The 21,829-nt window shown below is 50.3% G+C and carries 18 protein-coding genes; 1 reads left to right on the top strand and 17 read right to left on the bottom strand.

Annotation, left to right across the window (positions count from 1 at the left end; translation table 11 throughout):
• Positions 1–65: 65 nt before the first annotated feature.
• Genes AC1TPC_RS11420 through AC1TPC_RS11405 form a run of 4 tightly spaced genes read right to left on the bottom strand, consistent with a single transcriptional unit; the run spans position 66 to position 9,509 of the window.
• Positions 66–668, bottom strand: coding sequence for a hypothetical protein (locus tag AC1TPC_RS11420; RefSeq protein ID WP_482066987.1), 603 nt, complete (start codon positions 666–668; stop codon positions 66–68).
• Positions 669–684: 16 nt separating this feature from the next.
• On the bottom strand, positions 685–4,551 hold the full coding sequence (addA, locus tag AC1TPC_RS11415; protein WP_482066986.1) for a helicase-exonuclease AddAB subunit AddA: 3,867 nt from the start codon (positions 4,549–4,551) through the stop codon (positions 685–687).
• Positions 4,548–8,066: a helicase-exonuclease AddAB subunit AddB gene (gene addB / locus AC1TPC_RS11410; protein ID WP_482066985.1), complete on the bottom strand. Its 3,519-nt coding sequence runs from the start codon at positions 8,064–8,066 to the stop codon at positions 4,548–4,550. Before addB ends, addA begins: the two co-directional genes overlap by 4 nt.
• Positions 8,067–8,099: 33 nt before the next feature.
• Positions 8,100–9,509, bottom strand: coding sequence for a class I SAM-dependent rRNA methyltransferase (locus tag AC1TPC_RS11405; RefSeq protein WP_482066984.1), 1,410 nt, complete (start codon positions 9,507–9,509; stop codon positions 8,100–8,102).
• A gap of 105 nt (positions 9,510–9,614) precedes the next feature.
• Here AC1TPC_RS11405 and AC1TPC_RS11400 point away from each other — a divergent pair, with 105 nt between their 5' ends.
• Positions 9,615–10,589 (top strand): Na/Pi cotransporter family protein, encoded by a 975-nt coding sequence (locus AC1TPC_RS11400; RefSeq protein WP_482066983.1) that lies wholly within the window; start codon positions 9,615–9,617, stop codon positions 10,587–10,589.
• A 2-nt stretch (positions 10,590–10,591) separates the two neighbouring features.
• Here the strand turns inward: AC1TPC_RS11400 and AC1TPC_RS11395 are convergent, their stop codons facing one another.
• From AC1TPC_RS11395 to AC1TPC_RS11335, 13 genes are all read right to left on the bottom strand, one after another.
• Positions 10,592–11,023, bottom strand: a complete 432-nt coding sequence (locus AC1TPC_RS11395; RefSeq protein WP_482066982.1) for an NUDIX hydrolase — start codon at positions 11,021–11,023, stop codon at positions 10,592–10,594.
• A gap of 114 nt (positions 11,024–11,137) precedes the next feature.
• Entirely contained in the window at positions 11,138–12,529 is a 1,392-nt protein-coding gene (gene mtaB / locus AC1TPC_RS11390; RefSeq protein ID WP_482066981.1) for a tRNA (N(6)-L-threonylcarbamoyladenosine(37)-C(2))-methylthiotransferase MtaB, read from the bottom strand.
• A gap of 5 nt (positions 12,530–12,534) precedes the next feature.
• Positions 12,535–13,311 (bottom strand): RsmE family RNA methyltransferase, encoded by a 777-nt coding sequence (locus tag AC1TPC_RS11385; RefSeq protein WP_482066980.1) that lies wholly within the window; start codon positions 13,309–13,311, stop codon positions 12,535–12,537.
• 126 nt (positions 13,312–13,437) lie between these two features.
• On the bottom strand, positions 13,438–14,112 hold the full coding sequence (locus tag AC1TPC_RS11380; protein ID WP_482066979.1) for a site-2 protease family protein: 675 nt from the start codon (positions 14,110–14,112) through the stop codon (positions 13,438–13,440).
• Entirely contained in the window at positions 14,112–15,092 is a 981-nt protein-coding gene (gene prmA / locus AC1TPC_RS11375; protein ID WP_482066978.1) for a 50S ribosomal protein L11 methyltransferase, read from the bottom strand. The genes AC1TPC_RS11380 and prmA overlap by 1 nt, the downstream gene beginning before the upstream one ends.
• Before the next feature lie 214 nt (positions 15,093–15,306).
• Positions 15,307–15,513, bottom strand: a complete 207-nt coding sequence (locus tag AC1TPC_RS11370) for a hypothetical protein (protein WP_482066977.1) — start codon at positions 15,511–15,513, stop codon at positions 15,307–15,309.
• Positions 15,513–15,740 (bottom strand): YfhD family protein, encoded by a 228-nt coding sequence (locus AC1TPC_RS11365; RefSeq protein WP_482066976.1) that lies wholly within the window; start codon positions 15,738–15,740, stop codon positions 15,513–15,515. Before AC1TPC_RS11365 ends, AC1TPC_RS11370 begins: the two co-directional genes overlap by 1 nt.
• 108 nt (positions 15,741–15,848) lie before the next feature.
• Positions 15,849–16,979, bottom strand: a complete 1,131-nt coding sequence (dnaJ, locus tag AC1TPC_RS11360; protein WP_482066975.1) for a molecular chaperone DnaJ — start codon at positions 16,977–16,979, stop codon at positions 15,849–15,851.
• Positions 16,980–17,083: 104 nt separating this feature from the next.
• On the bottom strand, positions 17,084–18,919 hold the full coding sequence (gene dnaK, locus AC1TPC_RS11355) for a molecular chaperone DnaK (protein ID WP_482066974.1): 1,836 nt from the start codon (positions 18,917–18,919) through the stop codon (positions 17,084–17,086).
• An 86-nt stretch (positions 18,920–19,005) separates the two neighbouring features.
• On the bottom strand, positions 19,006–19,566 hold the full coding sequence (gene grpE, locus AC1TPC_RS11350) for a nucleotide exchange factor GrpE (RefSeq protein ID WP_482066973.1): 561 nt from the start codon (positions 19,564–19,566) through the stop codon (positions 19,006–19,008).
• Positions 19,567–19,626: 60 nt separating this feature from the next.
• The gene (hrcA, locus tag AC1TPC_RS11345) at positions 19,627–20,652 is read right to left on the bottom strand and encodes a heat-inducible transcriptional repressor HrcA (RefSeq protein WP_482066972.1); all 1,026 of its coding nucleotides are present in this window, start codon (positions 20,650–20,652) and stop codon (positions 19,627–19,629) included.
• 159 nt (positions 20,653–20,811) lie between these two features.
• Positions 20,812–21,087 carry a hypothetical protein gene (locus AC1TPC_RS11340; RefSeq protein ID WP_482066971.1) on the bottom strand — a complete coding sequence of 92 codons (276 nt, stop codon included), beginning with the start codon at positions 21,085–21,087 and terminating at the stop codon, positions 20,812–20,814.
• 202 nt (positions 21,088–21,289) lie between these two features.
• A complete protein-coding gene (locus AC1TPC_RS11335) occupies positions 21,290–21,760 on the bottom strand; it encodes an N-acetyltransferase (RefSeq protein WP_482066970.1) in 471 nt (156 codons plus the stop codon).
• Positions 21,761–21,829: the final 69 nt, after the last annotated feature.

Genomic DNA, 21,829 nt, shown 5'->3' with positions numbered 1-21,829 from the left:
CTTCTCCTATCATAACGAAAAATCGAGTAGTAGTCCAATCGAATGCCGGAGAGCTGATTCATGCTTTATTTAGGGGAGCTCGACATCGTTTGCTGAAGCTCCAATACAAGATCAATCCACTCAAGTCCGCTCGACAATCGGATTAAAGCGATTCGGTTATCAGCGATTTTAGTGTTGAAGCCTTTCAGAATGCCAGACATCGTTTCGTATATGCCTATTAATTTGAGAATATAAGCATGTTCTTCATCGTTCAAAGGCTTATCGTATTCGCCTATTTGTTGCAGTTTATTTTCAGTTTCGCTTAAGAAGAGCGATACCAACTCCGAGCTGAATTTCTCCGGCTCAGCAGATATGCTCGCGGCTTCATCGGCAAGCTTAACTAAAGCATTCCCTTTTGCGGCTGCTTTGCCTGCATCAAACTTCACATGAAGGCGTTCCTCTAAGCTTTTGCTTTGCAGCATAGCATCCAGTACCGGAACCATATCATCCACATATTGTCTCGACTCTGATGCTGCTGCGAAAATGCTCTGACCTTTTGTAAAATTCTTTTCCTGCTTATGCTGTAAAAATTGCGAGTACAAAAAAACATTGCCGATTAAGCTGAATACGAGAATAACAAGTGTAATCGGCAGTGCGAACGTGCGCTTGCCCATTTGCTGCTGTTCCAACTTCGCAGCCTCCTTTTTATGCTTTGTTCGTTTGTTTCAGCTCTACGGATTGACTGCCGTCGAAAAAGAAAACATGGCACTCATCCACTTTGCGGCCGAGCACAGATTCGATCGCTTCCGCGTACAATTCCAGTTGGAACCGATGTCTCTCTGCGGCCTCCGCCCACTGCTGCTGGTTGATCCGGTCCGTCTTATAATCGAGCAAGACAACGCCTTGCTCATCCTCAAACAAGCAATCGATAACGCCCTGAATCAAGATCGGTTCCTGCATCAGCGCCTCTCCTGAATTCGGATATACGCGGCTCGCAGGGAACATGCAACTGAAGGGCACTTCTCTCCGAACCCACTCCGAGCTTAGCAGACGCTGGCCGAGCTCACTGGTGAAGAAAGCGGCTACGGCTGGCAGGTCAATCGCTTCCGACTGCTTAACCGTTAATAAGCGGCGTTCGATCATGCTATCAAGCGTCACCGTAAGCATCGCTTCATTAGCTGGCTCAGCGAGCGAAACATGCTGCATCAGCAAGTGATTGACGGAGCCTTTCTCCGCCGCTGTAAGCGACTTCTCCTCCATGAAGGCAGGACGCCGAAGGCGCATGGTGTAGTTAGCTGACAGAGCGGCGAATGGGTCTGTTTGAACCGCAAAATCGTTATCCATCGGCTCCTCCAAAGGAACCGCATCCTCCATGACCTCCGTATGCAGCCGCTTCATCTCTGTTACCGATGTTTTGGCTGCCAGCCTCGCTGCGTCTTGATGCGGATATTGCCATTCCAGCCGGGACCTGAGCTGCTCCTCCTCCTCGATGTGCTCGAGAAGCGACAAGGAGGTTATCGCTTGCAGTCTTTCTTCCTTAGCCAAATCCTCCTGATCCTGCTCCTCGGTTGCAGCTGCGGCTTCTATTCCGAATATGGATGCCGAAACGATTCCAGCATGCCACTGCGGAGCGTTCTCGTCTGCATTTTGCTTTTCCGCGATTTGCCTCGCGGCGAGCGGCCCAAGCCAGTCGATAAAGGATCTTGCGGATGCTACGCGGAAATCCGGCATTCTGCCGAACGCATCGACAGAAGCCAGCCAGCGCCTCAGCTTTGCTTCCGCATCCGATACCGTTGCGACAAGATACATTTTTTCCTTTGGCCTAGTCAAGGCAACGTAAAGGATCCGCATTTCCTCGGCTAGCATCTCCCTGCGCATTACCCTTCGAATTGCCAAATAGGGCAGCGTTGGATAACTGATTCGGAGTGCCGGATCAACAAAGCGCGGTCCGAAGCCAAGCTCCTTATGCTTCAGGAAGGCGCTCCGAACGTCCTGCTGATTGAACAGCTTCCCGAGACCCGCAACGAATACGACCGGAAATTCAAGCCCTTTGCTCTTATGAATAGACATGATGCGCACGACATCCTCTTGCTCGCCGAGCGCTCTTGCCGTCCCTAAATCACCGCCGCTATCGCGCATGCGCTCGATAAATCGCAGAAATCTGAACAATCCGCGAAACGAAGTCGCCTCATATTGCCTCGCACGGTCATGCAGCGCGCGCAAATTCGCTTGCCTCTGCGTCCCGCCTGGCAAGCCGCCTACAAAATCGTAATAGCCCGTTTCGCGATAGATTTCCCAAAGCAAATTCGCAAGCGAGCCCTGCCTTGCCTCCTCGCGCCAACGATCCAAGCTTTCCAAAAATAAAGAGAGCTTTCTGCGCGTATCTTCCTCAAGGAGCAAATCGCAAGCGGCTAATAGCACCGCGTCGTAATAAGAGGATTTTGCCGATTGAATGCGAATACGGGCCAGCTCCTCGCCGTTCAGCGCAAATAATGGAGAGCGCAGAGCAGCTGCGAGAGGGATGTCCTGATACGGATTATCAATTACGCGCAGCAGCGACAGCATCGATTCTACCTCAACCGCGTCAAAGTACCCGCTGCTCAGCTCTGCGTATGCCGGAATGCCGCTCCCTTGCAACTCCTCGATAATGATGGGAGCCCACTGCTGCGTCGCCCGCAGCAATATGACGACATCCCGCCACTGCATGGGCCGGTTTTCGCGCCGCTTCCCATCATAGACCTGGAAGCCGCTGTCGATTAACGCTTTCAGCTGCTGCGCGATCCAGCGCGCCTCGAGCTGCGCAGCTTTGAGCTCTGACGGCGATTCAACTTGTGCCGCAGCATCCCCAAGCTCGCGATCATCAGCAAGCTCGGTGGACTCGGGAATTTCCGCGTCCTCTTCCTCTACGTCATCCATATCCCCTTTGTTTAGCACAGCGAACTCGACTTGACAGCGATCCGCCGGCACAGGGCTTGGATAGAATGCTCCGCATACGAGCTCAGCGCGCTCGTCATAGTCCATCTCTGCTACATTCTCGCGCATAATAGCGCGGAACACGGCATTAACCCCATCCACAACCTCCGATCGACTGCGAAAGTTTCGCGCCAAATCAATGCGTAGAGCATGAGGGGTATCCGAATCAGGCAGCTTGCCCGCATCCTTGCGCGCGAGATAGGATTTATATTTTTGCAAGAAGAGCTTGGGCTCCGCAAGACGGAAGCCGTATATGCTCTGCTTGACATCGCCAACCATAAAACGGTTGCCCGTACCTGGCCGCTCGATTAAAGAAACGATGGCCTCCTGCACCATATTGGTATCCTGATATTCGTCAAGTAAAATTTCATCGAATTGCTTCTGGAATTCAATCGCTGCTATTGAAGGAGACATATGATCCGGCGTCGAAGCAGGATCTCGCAATATACGCAGGCAATAATGCTCCAAATCGCCAAAATCAAGCAGCCCTTTCGCACGCTTAGCCGCCTCGTAGCCTTGTCCAAATTCAACGACAAGCTCAGCTAATGCGCGCATCAGCGGCGCCAGCTCTTGAAGCTCCTCCAGAAATTGCTCAGCATCTCGGCCGAACAATTCCTCGACAAGCGATGTGATCAGCTTCTTCGCTTGATCGCGCAGCTCCTTGGCCTGCTCTTGCAGCAACTTATCATATTCATCGCCGCGCATCGCCTTCAGTTTTCCGAATTGAATCGCTTGAAAGGATTCTACCCACTTCTCCCAAGGCTGCGTATGAATGATCTCCGCGAGGCCGCCAACCACTTGCAAATCCTCATCAAAGGTTGCTGCATAAGGCGCAGGGCCGGCAGGCTGACGCGTCAATTCCAGCGCTTGATGGAGCAGCGAGCCCGCTCCTTCCAATGCGAGCTGAATGTCCCTTTTCAGGCTGACCACCCATTCGCTTGTTTGAAGTGCGGCCACATCTGCCAGGTCAAAAGCTTCCGCCGTCTGACGCAGCCAGTGCTCCGGCCAAGGATGGCTCTGAGCAAAATCGTACAATTGCTGAACAAGCCGGTATAACGGTTCATCGCTGCGCTCGCCGCCGTAGCGGTCAGCTAAACGGAGAAACGCGCCGTCATCGCCAGCACCCTCGTACTTTTGCTCAAATAACTGATCGAGCACATCAAGCCGCATGAGCTCGCTCTCCGTCTCGTTCGCAATTCGAAAACCGGGATCGAGACCGATTAAAGGATAATAGCGTCGAATGACATCCAGACAAAAGGAGTGCAGCGTCGTAATGGATGCACGGTTCATCAGCGCCAGCTGGCGGCGCAAATGCTCGGAATCCGGCTCCCGTTCAAGCTCAAGCTCAAGAGCAAGCCGAATCCGATCCTTCATCTCTGCTGCCGCAGCCTTCGTAAAGGTTGCTACGAGCAGGCGGTCGACGTCGGTATGTGCCGATATTTTCCGAATAATCCTTTCAACCAGTACCGCTGTTTTACCGGAGCCAGCCGCCGCCGCGACGAGAATGTTGGAGCCGCTCGTGACGATGGCATCCCACTGATCATCGGTCCATGTGCTATTTTCCGGCTTCGGGGTATCCTTTGCAGTGTGCATACTCATCGCTCCTTCTCCAGCTGCTGCCAAATCTCTTCCTTAGATGGCTTGCCCAGCTTTCTATATTCATTTCCATCGAACTGCGCATCAAACTGGCAGACCGCTTTATAATCACAATATTGACATGGCGTTTTTGTACCCAAGCGATAAGGCTCAATGGATACCTCGCCCGCTTGAATCGAGCTGCCGATCCGGCTGATCGTGCTTCTAACGGAACGTCTAAGCACATCCCACTGCTCATTCGTAACGACCGACGAGCTGCTGTAGAAGCTTCCGTCGCGCTTCAGCGCAACCGGGAGCAGCTCTGAATACCCAGTCTCTAATTCATCATCCATCAGCCTGACGGTTTCCGAGTCAGCCGTAACGAGTCCGCGCATTTTGAAACGCTTCAGAAGCTGACCGCTGACCTCTGCTGGCGTGATGCTGTTAGTCAGCGCCAGCAAAGGGTTATGAACATGGAAATAAAGAACGCCAGCCGGAGATGCAGGCTTCCCAAGCCATTCGGATGCATGCGTGACGAGTACGTCGAGATAGGTCAGCATTTGCAGCGAAAGTCCAAATGCAACCTCCTCAAGCCGCAGCTGCGTTGAGCTTGATTTGTAATCAAGCACGCGCAGCAGAAGCCCCTCCTCCATCTCAGCCGCGTCAACGCGGTCGATCCTTCCGATTATTTCCATAACTCCGCCGTCCGCAAGCGGAATGCGCAGGGATGGCAGTTTGCCGTCCGGGCCAAAATCAACCTCTGTTCCGACAGGGTGAAATTGCGCTCTGCGCGCGTGCTCGCCCAGCATGAGCGCTGCTTGTCCAACAATCTCCTTCAGCTTGCGGGCGATGTATTGGAATCGGCTGCTGCTAAGCAAAATTTGCGATTGAAGCTTTGGAGCCAGCTCATCGACCGTTTGCGAGGCGACTGCTTTCAGCTCGGCCTCAGGCATCTTGCCCCACCGCTCCCCTAGACCAGTTGCCATGCGGCTGAGGGCTGCGTGGAACAGCTGCCCGACATCAGGCGCTTCCAGCCGATAGAGCTTTCTCTCACGCAGCTTTAACCCATGGATCGCAAAATGCTGGAATGGACAGGATACGAATCTCTCCATCCGCGATACGCTAACCTGAAGCCGTGCTCCATAAAGCTGACTTGCTGTATCCTTCGACAGAAGCTGCTCCTGATTCTCATAAGTCAAGGAGCCTGTTAGAAGCTGCAGCTTATGCTGCCATTCCGGTCGAACGGCAAACCAATTGTACATATCCCACCAAAAAGGGGCGATTGACGCGCCTTGCTGCCATTTCCGTATAGCCGCAATTAAATAAGACAACGTTCGCTGAGGATGTGAAACGAACATCCTCTGCTCCGAGATCGGCATGCTAGGAGACGGCTCTGCCGAGGCGCTTTGAACAGGAATGCCGGGAAAGAGCTGGCGGACATGCCTTACAATCTCAGAGGGAAGCAGGCTTTTGCCTTCCTCATCGGCTTGCGCCCAGCTTAACCATAGATGCCTGCTTGGCGTCGTCAAGGCGTTATAGATCATAAAACGCTCATCGAGCAAGCGGCGGCGAACGCCAGGCGCCATAGCCATTCCATCCTCGGCAAGCTTCTCCCGCTCAGGCTCGGTTAGAATGCCGTCTTCCTTCACCCTCATTGGCATAACGCCGTCATTGGCGCCAAGCACATAACAAACCTGAACATGTCCGGACCTTGTCCGGTCCATGCTTCCGATCAGCACTTGATCAAGCGCTGGCGGCACAGCAGCAAGCTTCAAGCTGTCCAGCCCCGCCTCGACCATGCCTGCAAACAGCTCAGGGGATACTGTCTGCTTGCCCGCCAGCTCGACTAACTGATCCAGCAGCTGCATGACGCTGTCCCATAGCTGCCGGTGGCTTCTGGCCCGCTGCGTCTTGCCAGCCTGCGTGTCCTGCAAGCTCCAGCGCTCCAGACGATCTGCCGCATCCGATTGGTCGAGCAGACGATAGAGCGCCTCGCACATCTCTTGGACGTTTTCCGCTTTCTTCAGCGCATCGCCAAAGCGGCGGAGCGGCGGAACGACAGATTCTCTTGCTGCCAGCACGATATCGAATTCCCGCTGCGCCTTGTCGCTAATTTTTGTATCCATCTCCTCATCATCGTCAAGCGAGATGGGAACAAGCGGGTGCCAGCGCTTCTTATCGAGCCATTTCCAGCCGTCTATCCCTGCCGCTAGAGCAAAGTTTTCCAGCAAATCGAACCATTCCCGCAGCAGGCTTCCATCCATCGGAAACAGCATCTCTGTCTTCACGCAGCGGAACACCGCGTCGTAACGCCAACCAAAGAGCACCGTTTCGAGCGCGGATCTTATAAATTCAACAAGCGGATGATGGACAGCCTTCACCTTCTGATCGACAAAATAAGGAATGCCGTAATCGGCAAATACAAGACCAATATAGTCGGTATAATCCTCGCTATTGCGAACCATAACCGCAATATCCCGCCAGCGAAGCTCCTCCTTCTGCGCCCTGCGAACGATATCGCGCGCGACTGCCTCAACCTCGGCACGACGATTCGCGGCAGCATGCAGCGACACTCCGCATTGCCTATCTTCATGGATCATCATCGCTCTATCCGCAATCAGCATCGGCACACGCTCGCTGTAATGCTTCTCAAGATGCGCAAGCATCGGGCTGTTCATAAAACGGATAGGTTGATCTACTCCTAGCATCTTCGGCGCCAGCACTTCTGCATCGTACTTGGCTGCCAGCTCCATCAGCTTGTTATAAGTCTCTGCCGTCGGATGAAAAAGCTCAAGCTCATGCGGCAGCTCTCCTGCTTCGTAAGCTCGATTAAGAGTCAGCGTAACCGTAACCTGCGCAGATGAGGCGATCAACGCTCCCAAAGCCTCGTATTCGGTTGGCGTAAAGCCATAAAAGCCGTCGACCCATATTTGCGCGCCTTGCATGGAAGCAGCATCCGCAAATCCATTTTGCAAATAACGCAAATAATCCTCGGCGTCGATGTACATGCCCGCGAGTTCCTGCTCCATCTGGCTATAAATAAGCTGCAAATCATGCAGCTTGCGCTTTAGTAACGAGGACTGGTCAGCACCTGTTTCTGACGCTGCCCGCTTTTCCTGAAGCAGCTCCGAGTCGATGCCATACCGTTTCCACTCCGTCAGCAGCTCCGCGAGCCTGTCAATGAACCCTGGCTGCTCCGCCCCGCTTTGAAACAGCTCTAACTGGGTACCCAGCCGGTGCACGATCTTATAGAGAAGCATATGCTTGCCCGTATCACCGATAGGAACTAGCGCCGTTCCGCCTGTTTCCTGCATGACTCGAAAGGCCAGACGCCGAAAGCTAAGCGCCTGAGCCCTGATCGTGCCATTTAAATCGCCGCTTTGAAGCAGCGCATATTCGGTCTGAAAGGTAGCCTGCTCCGGTACGAGCATGACAAGCGGCGGCCCGTCCGGTTGAACGCGCAGCTGCTCCCTTATTTCATTCAAGCAATAGGATGTTTTACCGGTCCCCGAGCGCCCGATGACAAAGCGAAGCGACATGTGCAACTCTCCCGTCTATTCGTAAATTGTCGTTTATTTGCTTCTTACTTCAAAGATAGCGAATTTCAAATAATGGCCTTCGTTTACACCAAGCAGCTGAGGATGATCCTTGCCCGCCGCGCGCCATTCGACTAATCTTAGCAGCTTGCCTGCATCCACAGCCGCTTCTTGAATCGTCTCCAAAAATAATTCAGGCTTCATATGGTACGAGCAGCTTGCCGTGACTAGATATCCGCCTTCATTAACCAGCTTTAGCCCTTGCAGGTTAATATCCTTGTAGCCTCGGCATGCGCCAGCCACAGCGCTCTTCGTCTTGGCAAAAGCCGGCGGATCAAGGATGACGACATCCCACGTCCGGCCTGCGGAGCCTTCCAGCTTCTTCGACGTATCAACGCCGCCTTGGCCGCGCTGCTTCCGCTCATCGATTCCTTTTACTTGCGCGCGTAAATATTCAAAGGCATCCGCAACTACAAATTCGACACGATCCGAATAGCCATTGCGCTCAACGTTGCGCTTTGCTGTTTCGATGGCATGCTCTGAGACATCAAGGCAGGTTACCTTCTTAGCGCCATATTTGCAGGCATGCAGCGTGAAGCTTCCGGTATGGGCGAAGCATTCAAGAACGGATGCCCCATCCCAATAAGGGAAGGTAACGATCTTGCCGTTTGCATTAACGGGAACGAAGTCGGCTGAATTCGCTGTCTTAGGCGCAGTATTCACACCCGCGCCTGCCAATCCTGACTCCGCTGCTGCGCGATCTGCTAGTCGAATGCCGCTGCGTCCGCCCCAACCTGTCATAAGCGGAGCGATGGCTGCGCGATTCTCACGTTGATCGAAGAAATAGCCCGTTTTTTGACCTTCTACAATATCAACTTCCAGCTTCAATCCGTTCTCTTCTATTTCAATGATCGAAGGACAGTCGCCGTATAGCACGCCGGTACGCTCCTCCAAGCCTTCAAGCACTCGAACGCCGACATCGCTGCGCTCATAGATGCCTTTCGGCTGGAATACTTCAATAAGCGCTTCAATTAACGCTTCTCTTCTTATATCCATACCCAGCGTTAATAGCTGCAGCACCAGCACATTGTTGAACTGGTCTACAACAAGGCCCGGCAGGAAGTCCGCTTCACCATACACCATGCGGCAATCGGCATCTTTTACGAAGCGGCGGCGATGCTCCTGGCACTTGCGAAGCCGATCGCGGAAAAAATCTGCGTCCATGGCTGCGATTGGCTGATAGGAAACGACTCTCACCGTAATCTGCGAATTGGGATTCCAATAACCCGTTCCCAAATACCGTCCTTGGTGGGTGACGATATCAACCAAATCACCAGGCTGCGCCTCGCCTTCCAGCCGATCGATCTCAGTTGCATAGACCCAAGGATGGCCTTGCTCCAGCCTTTTCTTTCTCGCTTTTAGTAGAACTATTTTTGGATTACTCACGATTGTCTCTTCCCCTCATTGTGCTTGCTTGTCATGCTTGTCTACTTGGTCGCATATGTATACTTACGAAACGAACTTCTCACGAACAAATAAGGAGAACGTCTAATGATTCATACGATTCTTATTCCAATGCTGCTCGGTTTCGCCGTATTCATGTGCGGAATGAAGCTGATGGAGCTTGCGCTTCACCGACTGGCAGGTCCCTACCTGACCCGCTTCCTATCACGGTCAACCGCTACGCCTATCCACGGGCTCGCTATCGGGACGGCTTCGACTGCTTTTCTGCAGAGCAGCACGGCCGTAACGGTTATTGCGATCGGCATGGTCAATGCCGGCTTGCTTACTTTCCCGCGGACGCTTGGCATCATACTCGGCACGAATATCGGCACCTGTATAACGACGGAGCTAATCGGTTTAAATTTAAATAAACTCGCTATGCCTTTGTTAATCGCAGCGATTAGTATATGGCTAGCTACAGCATTGCTTGGCGAAGTCCGATTGTTCCCTGCCATACGCGGAGCGCGCTGGCTGGATACGCTTCGATCATCGTCGGTCGTACTATGCGGCTTCGCCTTGCTCTTGACGGGTATCACCATGATGCAAGGCGTTGGCCCTGCCATACAGGAGAGCTCCATGTTCGGCTGGTTTCTAGCTAAAGCAAACGATAGCTTATGGTGGGGACTAACGGCTGGCGCTATTCTTACCGCGGCGGTTCATAGCAGCGCTGCCGTTATCGGCATCATCATGGGCTTCGTTTCTATCGGCGCCATGCCGATCGAGCTTGGAATCGCCGTCGTATTAGGCGCAAATATCGGCACCTGTGCTACCGCTCTTCTTGCATCCATCGGAGGTACAAAGGCAGGACAGTACGTAGCATGGTCTCATGTCGTTCTGAACGCAGGCGGCGCATTGCTGTTTATGCCATTCATAGGCGAGCTTTCTCTATTGTCTGAATGGATCTCCTCGTCTGGCGAGGGGCAAATTGCCCATACGCAGACGATATTCAACATTCTCAGCTCATTGCTTGCACTGCCCTTCTGCTACCTCGGAAAATTTCGCAGGCTGGATCCGGTCACTTAGCTTTATTCCGTTGGCAGTCCTAGCAATTGAAAGGCTCCGGCTACGATGCGATGATTGTTGTCATACCCCGATTGCTTCTGGCGCTTCCACGCCTCCTGAGGATCAAACCAATCGACGCCGCGGATCTCTTCAACTTGCGCCTGCAATGATCCGCCAACCGCCTCCACCAAGTAGTAATGAACCTCTTTATCTACCGTACCAAATGCTTCATGCTCATATTTATATTTGATTTGGTCTATCGGAGCAATGATAACTCCTTCAAGACCGGTTTCTTCGACAATTTCCCGCAATGCGGTCTGTTCTATCGTTTCGCCAGCCTCCATCTTCCCTTTTGGCAGCGATACTTTTCCATAGCGATCCTGAATGAGTTGAATTTGCAGCTTGCCTTCCCCGGTTCGGCGGTAAACGACACCGCCTGCTGAAATTTCCTTCATGTCCGATTCCCCCTTGCAGCGTTAATTGACTAGATTATGCAGCAAAGGATTCCTCCATCTTTTCCGTAAAAGGAATCGATTAGCAAAGGAATCCCCGCATTTGTTAAGCTTATGTTATGCTCTTATTGCTTCTGGTCGCTCCAGCACGAAGCTGTGCAGCTCCACTTCGTTTTGCAGAGCAGACTGCTCTTCCAGCACTCGAACAAGCTTAGCACGACATTCATTGACGCCTGCCTCCGTAATTTTGACGCGGCATATTTTGCCGATCAAAGCTTCCGAGCCGTCAAATACCACTTGGATGTAGTTGTCCGTGTAGCCCATAACGAGCCCCGTTCCCGGAGCACCCTTGTAATCGCGCTCTGGAATGACATCAAGCACTTCGCCTACGTATTGCTTCGCGTATTCGAGCTGCATCTTCTCGGACAAGTCAATCAGCTTATGGACGCGTTCGTTCTTGATCTCTTCATCCACTTGCTCCTCCATCCGGGCAGCAGGCGTGCCTGTACGCTTGGAGTACGGAAAGACGTGCATTTCCGCGAATTTGAGCTCTTCCATGAAACGGAAGCCGCTCTCGAACATTTCTTCCGTTTCACCGGGGAAACCAACGATGACATCCGTCGTAATCGCAACGCCAGGCATTGCCTCGTGCAGACGTTTGATCTTAGCTGCAAACTCAGCTGTCGTATATTTGCGGCGCATCCGCTTAAGTACCGAGTCCTCGCCGGCTTGCAGAGGAATATGAAGGTGACGGCACATTTTGCTGGAACGATTCAGCACGTCGATCATCGCATCGTCAATTTGACTCGCTTCGATAGAGCTGATTCGAATGCGCTCCAGCCCCTCAATCTTATCCAAATCCCACAGCAAGCTCGTTAGATTATAATTTTCCATATCGTCGCCGTAGCCGCCGGTATGAATACCCGTAAGGACAACTTCCTTGTAGCCTGAAGCAACAAGCTGCTTAGCCTGCTCCAATACGCTTTCCGGGGCACGGCTGCGGGATAGCCCGCGTGACCAAGGGATTATGCAGAACGTACAGAAGTTGTTGCAGCCCTCTTGGATTTTCAGGAATGCACGCGTCCGCTCGGAGAAGTCAGGAACGTCCAGTTCCTCGAAATCGCGCGTTTTCATAATATTTCTTACGGCATTTACCGGCATGCGGTCGCCTTGAATCTGATTGACGAAGGTCATGATCTTCTCGCGGTCTTGCGTACCGATCACGAGATCGACCCCTTCTATTGCCATAATCTCTGCAGGTGAGGTTTGAGCGTAACAGCCCGTCACCGCAATGACTGCATCGGGATTGCGACGTACAGCCCGCCTAATGATCTGGCGGCTTTTTTTGTCTCCCGTATTCGTTACCGTACATGTGTTAATTAAATAAACGTCTGCGGTCGATTCGAAATCGACCTGCTCGTAGCCTTCGTTTTTGAATAGCTGCCATATCGCTTCTGTGTCGTAGAAGTTTACTTTGCAGCCTAGCGTATAAAATGCGACTGTTGGCATAGTAGTTACGCTCCTCCCATTTCTCCGGATTCATATAATAAGCAGGTTAACCCTACGATACCCGCTGTTTCCGTTCTTAATATTCTTCTGCCTAATCCGACCAGTACGGCGCCTGCCGCTTCTGCTTCATTCGCTTCACGATCCGTGAAGCCGCCTTCCGAGCCCACGATGAGCAGGACATTTGGAATGCTCGCCGTGTCTGCGCTGCTAATCCACTCGCTTACCGCGGAGCGGATGCCTCGACCATGAGCGGCATGCCCCTCTCGCTCAAAGCAAAACAGAACCAAATCATAAGAGCCAAACGACTGGATAAGCTCTTTCCAGCTATGTAATGGCTCAATGCTTGGAATCCGGTTGCGATGCGCCTGTTCAGCTGCTTCCTTCGCTATTTTGGTCCAGCGTTCGATTCGCTTTGCTTCCTTCTTGCCATCGTACTGAACAATCATTCGCTCCGATTGAAAAGGCTTGAATGCATAAGCTCCGATCTCTGTCCCCTTCTGAATAACGAGCTCCATCTTATCGCCTTTCGGCAAGCTTTGCGCAATCGTGATCGCCCAATTAGGCTCACTATCTGCGCTTAGCATCTCAATAATATCAGCTGTTATCAGTATTGGTGCAGCTTCGCGAACAGCGACAAGCGCTGTGCGAGATTGTCCATCGCTGACGATAATTTTATCGCCTGGTTTTGTACGCATGACGCGGACCGCATGATGCGCATCCTCGCCTATTATGCGGATATCGGAGTCGCCAAACTGCTCCGCCGCTACAAAATATCGTTGCATCGCTCTTGCCTACCACCCTTAAACAAATTCCATCCTTCATAATAGCATGTTTAACTTCTTGAAATCTATCAGAAACCGTTGCCAGTCCATGCTTGACCGACAAGCATACCAAACCGTTCATTGCTCTTAAAAGAAAATTTGATAAACCAATGCGAAGGTGTTGTTCATTAGATCTGCGCCTAAGCCTAAAATCGGATCAAGCGTTACTTTGCGCAGCGGCGGGATAAACACGATCAACAAGAAGATGAACATCCCCCATTGTACATTTTGATCCATCTTGTACCTTAGCTTAAGCGGCATTAAATCAGCGATAATCCGGTAGCCATCGAGCGGCGGCAGCGGAATTAAATTAAAGATAAACAATAAAAAATTATACCAAATGAAATAATCAAAAAAACGATCTACCGCCGCGTTGACACCAACGGAAGCTCCATCCAGTGCACCGGTGGCGATAAGCGCAACATATATAATAATGCCAAGCGTACCGATAATCAAATTGCTGAGCGGACCAACTAGCGTCACGATAATGCTCATGAGCCTTGGACTGCTGAACTTGCTCGGATTAACCGGAACAGGCTTCGCCCAACCAAAGCCTGCGAATAAAATCAAGAGTGTTCCAAGAACATCAAGATGCACACGCGGATTAAGCGTAACTCTTCCCGCGTTATAAGCGGTGTCGTCGCCAAATTTATAAGCGCTATAAGCATGAGCGAACTCATGCACCGTGAACGCAATAATTAATGATAATACGATAAATGGCAAATCCTCAAGCGGAAATCGAAAAAAGCTTTGTAAGTCCATTAACCCACCTGCGGCTTTCTCGCGACGAATGCGATCCATTCCTCATCGCGGCGCTTCTCGACAATTTCAAAGCCAGAACGAATTAAACCTTCTTCCACATCGGTTTCTTTATTCTTATAAACGCCAGAAGCGATATATATGCCGTTAGGCTTGAGTGCAGCGTACACATCATCAACAAACAGCAGAATAATTTCCGCCAAAATATTCGCTACCACAAGATCGACCGGAACGGTTACCGCAGTCGCTTCTTGACTCGCATCTGCTCCTTTAATTACACCAAGCAAATCGCTTAGACGCACTTCAACCTGCTGCGATAGATCGTTAAGCCTTACATTCTCGGTTGCGCTGGTTACGGCAATCGGGTCAAGGTCAAGCGCTAGCACGCTCTTCGCCCCAAGTCGGCAAGCGCCGATTGCAAGAATGCCTGAGCCTGTGCCTACGTCGATAATTTCTTCTCCGCCTTGAATGACTGACTCGAGCGTCTGCAAGCATAGTGCCGTTGTAGGGTGAGTGCCCGTTCCGAATGCCATGCCTGGGTCAAGCTCAATAATTCGTTCATCCGGACCAGCCTCATACACCTCCCAAGTCGGCTTAATCGTAAGCTTATCCGAAACGCGGAGCGGCTTAAAGTACTGCTTCCAAGCCGTTGCCCAATCCTCTTCATCTACGACCCGCGCTGAATATTCAACGTTGCCGGGATCAATATCAAATTCACGAAGCTCCTCAACGCGAGGCTTAATCGCTGCTATAAGCTCATCCGTGTTTGTGTCTTCGCCAAAATAGCCCTTAATGACAGCTTGCCCTTCCGGAATATCGTTAAGCGGGAGCTCATACCATTGCCCAAGCGAAGTATCGCGCTGCTTATTAAGCGTGCCTGATTCTTCAATGGATACGCCTCCTGCTCCCATTTCATGCAAAAAGTTCGATATCATCTCTTGCGCCTCTTCGGTTGTCGAGATCGTAATTTCATGCCATTTCATATGTATTATCCTCCAATGCCAATCGTAAACGGCTATCGCCGACCTCAGTCAGCTAAACAAACGTTTCGTTATAAAAACCTAACAACTATTGTACACCAGAGTAGCGCCTTTGCACAAAAAAATGACGCAAACGACCTATTGCTGCATTTATGCTAAAATATGGTCTAGAGCGAAAAAAGAGACTGCGGGCTCATATGCCTGCAGTCTCTTTCGATTAATAGCTCGTCGTATCCACATTTCCGCCTATTTGCTGGATTAGATGAAGTGCTCGTTCAGCGACAGCCTCGTCTACGGTCGCTGTCAGCAAGCCGCTATCAAATAATCCGTTCACTTCCATCGCACGAAGCGCGTGAAGCTTGCGCGACGCTTCGAGTGCAGCGCCTTCGTCCTTGAATGTTGCTTGGATTTCGAGCTGGCTCATTATTCCTGCTCGTTGCGCTCGTCGGCTGCAGCTGCGCGCTGTGCTGCTTTGCGATCAGCTTCGTCTGCAAGCTCCTCGGAAAATTCTACGTCCTCGTTTTTCCCAATTGGCAAGTTGCCAAAGTTTGTTTTCTCAAGCTCGCTTTGATTGTTTTGATTGTTTTGATTGTTTTGATTGTTTTGATTGTTTTGATTGTTTTGATTGTTTTGATTGTTTTGATCAGCCATGATTATTCCCTCCAGTTGTTTGTTGATGTATGGTTTTCCTACCCGAATAGAATATGTTTGTCCACCAAAATCTATACAGCGATAAAAAAGAAAAAAAGACGTGCCGGGTTATTCACCGCGGAACGCCTTTTTCATTTTATCAAATATCGATTCATGATGCTCATGATCGTTAGCTGCGGCATCGCCGCTCAGTCCGCCAAATTGACGAAGTAGGTCTTCCTGGTCGTCCGTTAAGCTGGTAGGCGTAACGATCGTCACCTTCACATGCTGGTCGCCTTGACCATAACCGCGCAATTTAGGAACGCCTTTGCCTTTAAGTCTGAAGTAAGTGCCCGTTTGCGTGCCTGCCGGTACCTTCAGCTTCACCTTCTCGGTTAGCGTAGGAATTTCAATCTCATCTCCAAGCGCCGCTTGAACGAACGTAAGCGGAACCTCGCAATAGATATCGTCGTTCTCGCGCTCGAAAAACTCATGCGGCTTCACTCGAATGACAATGTACAAATCGCCTGCCGGACCGCCGCGCAAACCGCCCTCGCCTTCACCCGTCATCCGGATTTGTGCGCCGTCATCTACGCCCGCTGGAATGCGAATATTGATTTTGCGTTGACGCTTAACTTTACCCGCGCCGTGACAAGTCGAACATTTGTCTTTAATTACGCGGCCTGTGCCGCTGCAATTCGTACAAGCCCGGCGGTTGACCATACGTCCAAACGGCGTATTTTGAACAACCTCCTGCTGCCCGCTGCCCTTACATACCGAACAGGCTTCCGGTTTTGTACCCGGCTTCGCACCGTCGCCGTGACAGGTGTCACAGGTCTCCGTACGCGGAATTGTAATTTCCGTTTCTTTGCCGAATACCGCTTCCTTGAACTCAACCGTCATCGTATATTGCAGATCGTTGCCGCGCTGTGGCGCGTTCGGATCGCGACGACCGCCGCCGCCTCCAAAGAACATATCGAAAATATCGCCGAAGCCGCCGCCAAAATCCGCGCCGCCGCCGCCACCCATTCCTTGATTTGGATCAACATGGCCGAACCGGTCATACGTGGAGCGTTTGCCGTCATCGCTTAGCACGTCATAAGCTTCCTTAACTTCCTTGAACTTCGTCTCTGCATCCTCAGCCTTGTTCACATCGGGATGATATTGACGTGCTAGCTGACGGTAAGACTTTTTAATTTCATCTGCTGATGCGTCCTTGCCAACACCAAGCACCTCATAATAATCGCGTTTGCTTGCCACCTGTTCTCACCTCCGCTATCTATCATATGATTCCATGTGCATATGCGCACGAAAGGAGGTCAAAGCCAGGTAGCGCCTGTCTTTGACCTCTCGCTCGCTACACTTTATTTATTATCGTCAACAACTTCATAGTCGGCATCTACTACATTGTCTTTTCCTTTAGCTGCGCCAGCGCCCGCATCCGGACCTGCACCTTCAGCTTGCTGCGCCGCTTGCTCGTAAAGCTTAACGGAAAGCTGCTGCACGATTTCTGTCAGCTCAGCCGCCGCTGCATTGATTTGCTCAAGATCGTCAGTTGCAAGCGCTGCTGTAACTTTCTCTTTCGCAACGTTCGCTTTTTCGATTTCGGAAGCATCTACTTTATCGCCAAGATCTTTAATCGTTTTGTCAACGGAGTAGATCAGTTGGTCTGCGCTGTTTTTTGCTTCTACAAGATCACGGCGTTTGCGATCTTCTTCAGCATTAAGCTCAGCATCCTTCATCATTTGGTTGATTTCATCCTCGCTCAAGCCGCTTGAAGATGTAATCGTAATTTTTTGGCTTTTGCCTGTTCCTTTGTCAAGCGCGGATACATTAACGATACCGTTCGCATCGATATCGAAAGTAACTTCGATTTGCGGTACGCCGCGTGGAGCTAGAGGAATATCGTTCAATGTGAAACGACCAAGCGTTTTGTTGCCGGCAGCCATCGAGCGCTCGCCTTGCAGGACGTGGATTTCAACGCCTGGCTGATTGTCCGCATAAGTCGAATACACTTGGGATTTGCTCGTAGGGATCGTTGTGTTGCGGTCGATCATTTTAGTGAACACGCCGCCTGCTGTCTCAATACCAAGCGACAATGGCGTAACGTCCAGCAATACAACGTCTTTCACGTCGCCAGTAAGAACGCCTGCTTGAACGGCAGCGCCCAGAGCAACAACCTCATCCGGGTTAACGCCTTTGTGCGGGTCTTTGCCGATCAATTTTTTTACTGCTTCTTGAACGGCAGGAATACGAGTAGATCCGCCTACAAGTACAACTTTATCGATATCGCTGGAAGACATGCCAGCATCGCTGAGTGCTTGACGAGTAGGTCCAAGCGTACGCTCAACTAGTGCAGCAGCAAGCTCTTCAAATTTCGCGCGAGTAAGGCTAAGCTCCAAATGCTGTGGAACGCCATCAACCATCGTAATAAACGGAAGCGAAATGGCAGATGTTAAAGTACCGGAAAGCTCTTTTTTCGCTTTCTCAGCAGCATCCTTCAAACGTTGAACCGCTGCTTTGTCTTTGGATAGGTCGATTCCTTGATCTTTCTTGAATTCAGCAACGAGGTGATCGATGATCACTTGGTCAAAGTCATCGCCGCCCAGCTTGTTGTCGCCGCTTGTCGCTTTAACTTCAAAGAAGCCATCGCCAAGCTCAAGGATGGATACGTCAAACGTACCGCCGCCAAGGTCATATACAAGAATGGTTTGGTCTTCTGTTTTCTCAAGGCCGTATGCAAGTGCAGCAGCCGTCGGCTCATTGACGATACGAAGCACTTCAAGACCAGCGATTTTACCAGCATCTTTTGTTGCTTGGCGCTGGCTGTCATTGAAGTAAGCAGGAACCGTAATAACCGCTTGCGTTACCGTTTGACCTAAGTATGCTTCCGCATCAGCTTTCAATTTTTGCAAAATGATTGCTGAAATTTCTTGCGGCGTATAATCTTTGTCGTCAATTTTTTCTTTGTGGTTCGTACCGATGTGGCGTTTAATCGAGCTGATTGTACGATCCGGATTCGTGATTGCTTGGCGTTTTGCCGTTTCACCGACAACGCGCTCGCCGTCTTTCTTAAAGCCTACAACCGAAGGGGTTGTACGGTTGCCTTCCGGGTTAGGGATGACGACAGCTTCGCCGCCTTCCATTACTGCTACGCAAGAGTTTGTTGTACCAAGGTCAATACCAATTACTTTACTCATAGCTATATTTCCTCCTACAATCATTTGTATTTTAACGCGAATGCTAGCAAGCTATCTTTGTCTCATTTATATTGAAGTCATTTGGCTTAACCGCTGACTTTAACCATGGCAGGACGCAATACTTTATCTTTTAAAATATAGCCCTTCTGCACTTCCTCCACAATAATGCCTTCCTCATGCTCGTCAGATTCAACCTGCATAATGGCTTGGTGGAAATCAGGGTTAAATGGCTCGCCAACAACGCTCATTGCTTTAAGGCCTTCCTGCTCTAGCGTTTGCTCCAGCTGGCGGAAGATCATATCCACGCCTTTAGCGAGCGATTCAAAATCGCCGTTTGCCGATGCCGCAGCAACTGCGCGTTCAAAATTATCTACAACCGGCAGAAGCTGACCGATCAGCTTCATCGATGCGTATTGTCCGAGTTCTTCTTTTTCCTTCAACGTGCGGCGGCGGAAATTATCGAAATCCGCTTGCGCGCGCAGGAAGCGCTGCTGGCTCTCGTCAACTTGCTTCACAAGCTCTGCATAACGAGCATCTTCCTCTACTGCCTCGCTTGCCGTTTCCTCGAAAGTCTGCTTTGATTGCTCAGCAGATCCTACTTCTTCTACAGCCTCAGCTGCTTCATTATGTTGCTCTTTCGTACTCATGCAATCACCTCCTTAAAAAGTTTACGAAGTAAACTTGGCATCGTAAGCTTCGGTATAAAACTATTTATACCAGCGGCTTAGAAGAACCGCCATATCCTTGGATATAATATCCAACAGACTAATGACTTTGCCGTATTCCATTCGTGTTGGACCTAGAATGCCGATCGTTCCCAGCGATTGGCCATCAATGGCATAGGTTGCTGTAATGAGACTGCAATCGCTAATTGCCTTATGGTCATTTTCTGTCCCGATACGTACTTGTATACCTGACGGAAGGCCGGTAAACATTTTCATAATGGCTGGTGTCTCGTCAAGCAAATCCAAAATCGTCTTCACTTTGTCAACATCTTTAAATTCAGGCTGCGTAAGCATATTTGTCGTACCGCCGAGGAATATCCGGTGCTCATCCTCACTCTGCAGCGCATGATCCAGCACCTGAAGCAGCTGTTCATAATGATCAACATGCCTCTCCAGCTCTTGCCCAACTTCAGTGTAAAGCTTCGACCTTAGACGAATTAGCGGAACGCCAACGAGTCTCGTGTTCAAAATGTTAACGACCTTTTCCATATCCGCCATTTTGAGGCCTTCTGGAATCGAAATCGTCCGATTCTCAACATGTCCGGTGTTCGTCACGATGATGGCGACTGCTGATGATTGATCCAGCGGCACTAGTCCAAAATGCTTAAGTGACGTGCTGAACATTTCCGGTCCTAGCAAAATGGATGTATAATTGGTCAAATTGGACAGGATCATCGCGGTTTGCTGAATAACCTGCTCCATTTGATTCATTTTGTCCGTAACGAAAGAGCGGACCATGCCAATGTCGTTCTCATCCACTTCATTAAGCTTTACTAAATGGTCGACATAATAACGGTAGCCTTTCGTAGATGGGACACGCCCTGCTGACGTATGCGGCTGCTCTAGGAAGCCAAGCTCCTCAAGATCAGCCATTTCATTGCGAATAGTCGCCGGACTGAAGCCAACGTCGCCGCGCTTCGAAATACTGCGTGAGCCGACCGGTTCAGCCGAGCGAATATAATCATCCACTATTGCATGCAAAATCATCCGTTGTCGTTCCGTCAGCATTCGAATTCCCCCTACGTAATTATTAAATCCGTTATTTCGGTTTCCCATCGTTAGCACTCAATACAATCGAGTGCTAATCATTACTACAAAAATACCAAACCAGCTTGTCGATTGTCAAGTCGGTTCGGCATTTTTGTGCCCTATTTTCTAATCATCACATTATACTTTATGCACTCTGCCTGCTTCATCGACTGCAAATTTCTCTCTTCTGACACGGTTGTCGCCTTGATATAATTCGACGATTCGATTTGGAGAAACAGAGTCATCTATCGTTACTTTCCAACCATTCGTATTTAGCAAAGCGAAAACCTCGTCAAACTCCATTGCTTTAAAACCATAAAAACCGCTTAATCCTGCCCATTTCTTCAGCAGCACCGTTGTGACATGCCTCAGCTTATCTTCTACAGCTACAGTTTGATCTTTTCTTTGGCTCATTTTTTATTTCTCCTCTATATGACAATAAACATCTACCTTGACTATATACCAAAACGCACGGCATTACTATCAACGAGTTCGGACTAAGCGTTAGAAGGCCCTATTTACGATAAAAAAACCACTATCCCGTTAGCCATAAGCAATCGCTAAAGGTAGGTGGTTTATTTTTCAACTAGAGAAGCCTCTTGTACCCGTTCTAGAATTAGAACAGCATCTTTAATACGGCAATTTCGTCGCAAGCGAGCTGTTTTGGACAGTTGACGCAATCCTTCCAAACCTTTTCCGGGAATATTTCCTTGTCTACAACCTTGAAGCCATTTTTCTCAAAAAAGGAAACGGCGTACGTTAAAGCCATAATCTTCGGAATTTGCTGCTCTCTAGCCTGTTCGATCAATGCCTCAACGAGCTTGCTTCCGATTCCGAGTCCTTTATAGCCCTCAGACATGCCCAGCGACCGGATCTCTACTAAATCCTGGCCTAGTCTCGTAAGGGAACCGCAGCCTACAACCTCGTCCCCAATCTCCGCTACGACGAAAGTATCTATTATATATTCGAGCGCTTCCCGAGTGCGAGGCAGCATAATGCCTTTCTCGGCATAACCTTTAATTAACTGAAACAATGTCTCGATATCGCCCGATGTCGCTTTTCTACATACGACCTGCAATGCCTGCATTTGTGCCTTCGCCTCCACCCGGTGCAAGTTCAAATTCAATATGAATAAATATACACTAGATTGAATTTT

It is taken from the genome of Paenibacillus sp. Y280, from assembly GCF_056786335.1.
The sequence above is the reverse complement of the archived record's forward strand: the minus strand, read 5'-3'. Positions and strand labels throughout refer to the sequence as shown.

What these genes read in the sequence shown, in the direction of transcription:
- AC1TPC_RS11370 (WP_482066977.1), bottom strand. Translation starts at nt 15,513, where the DNA reads ATGAGCCAGCTCGAAATCCAAGCAACATTCAAGGACGAAGGCGCTGCA.
- AC1TPC_RS11380 (WP_482066979.1), bottom strand. Translation starts at nt 14,112, where the DNA reads ATGGACTTACAAAGCTTTTTTCGATTTCCGCTTGAGGATTTGCCATTT.
- grpE (WP_482066973.1), bottom strand. Translation starts at nt 19,566, where the DNA reads ATGAGTACGAAAGAGCAACATAATGAAGCAGCTGAGGCTGTAGAAGAA.
- prmA (WP_482066978.1), bottom strand. Translation starts at nt 15,092, where the DNA reads ATGAAATGGCATGAAATTACGATCTCGACAACCGAAGAGGCGCAAGAG.
- AC1TPC_RS11385 (WP_482066980.1), bottom strand. Translation starts at nt 13,311, where the DNA reads ATGCAACGATATTTTGTAGCGGCGGAGCAGTTTGGCGACTCCGATATC.
- addA (WP_482066986.1), bottom strand. Translation starts at nt 4,551, where the DNA reads ATGAGTATGCACACTGCAAAGGATACCCCGAAGCCGGAAAATAGCACA.
- dnaK (WP_482066974.1), bottom strand. Translation starts at nt 18,919, where the DNA reads ATGAGTAAAGTAATTGGTATTGACCTTGGTACAACAAACTCTTGCGTA.
- AC1TPC_RS11400 (WP_482066983.1), top strand. Translation starts at nt 9,615, where the DNA reads ATGATTCATACGATTCTTATTCCAATGCTGCTCGGTTTCGCCGTATTC.
- AC1TPC_RS11395 (WP_482066982.1), bottom strand. Translation starts at nt 11,023, where the DNA reads ATGAAGGAAATTTCAGCAGGCGGTGTCGTTTACCGCCGAACCGGGGAA.
- AC1TPC_RS11335 (WP_482066970.1), bottom strand. Translation starts at nt 21,760, where the DNA reads ATGCAGGCATTGCAGGTCGTATGTAGAAAAGCGACATCGGGCGATATC.
- AC1TPC_RS11340 (WP_482066971.1), bottom strand. Translation starts at nt 21,087, where the DNA reads ATGAGCCAAAGAAAAGATCAAACTGTAGCTGTAGAAGATAAGCTGAGG.
- mtaB (WP_482066981.1), bottom strand. Translation starts at nt 12,529, where the DNA reads ATGCCAACAGTCGCATTTTATACGCTAGGCTGCAAAGTAAACTTCTAC.
- hrcA (WP_482066972.1), bottom strand. Translation starts at nt 20,652, where the DNA reads ATGCTGACGGAACGACAACGGATGATTTTGCATGCAATAGTGGATGAT.
- AC1TPC_RS11365 (WP_482066976.1), bottom strand. Translation starts at nt 15,740, where the DNA reads ATGGCTGATCAAAACAATCAAAACAATCAAAACAATCAAAACAATCAA.
- addB (WP_482066985.1), bottom strand. Translation starts at nt 8,066, where the DNA reads ATGTCGCTTCGCTTTGTCATCGGGCGCTCGGGGACCGGTAAAACATCC.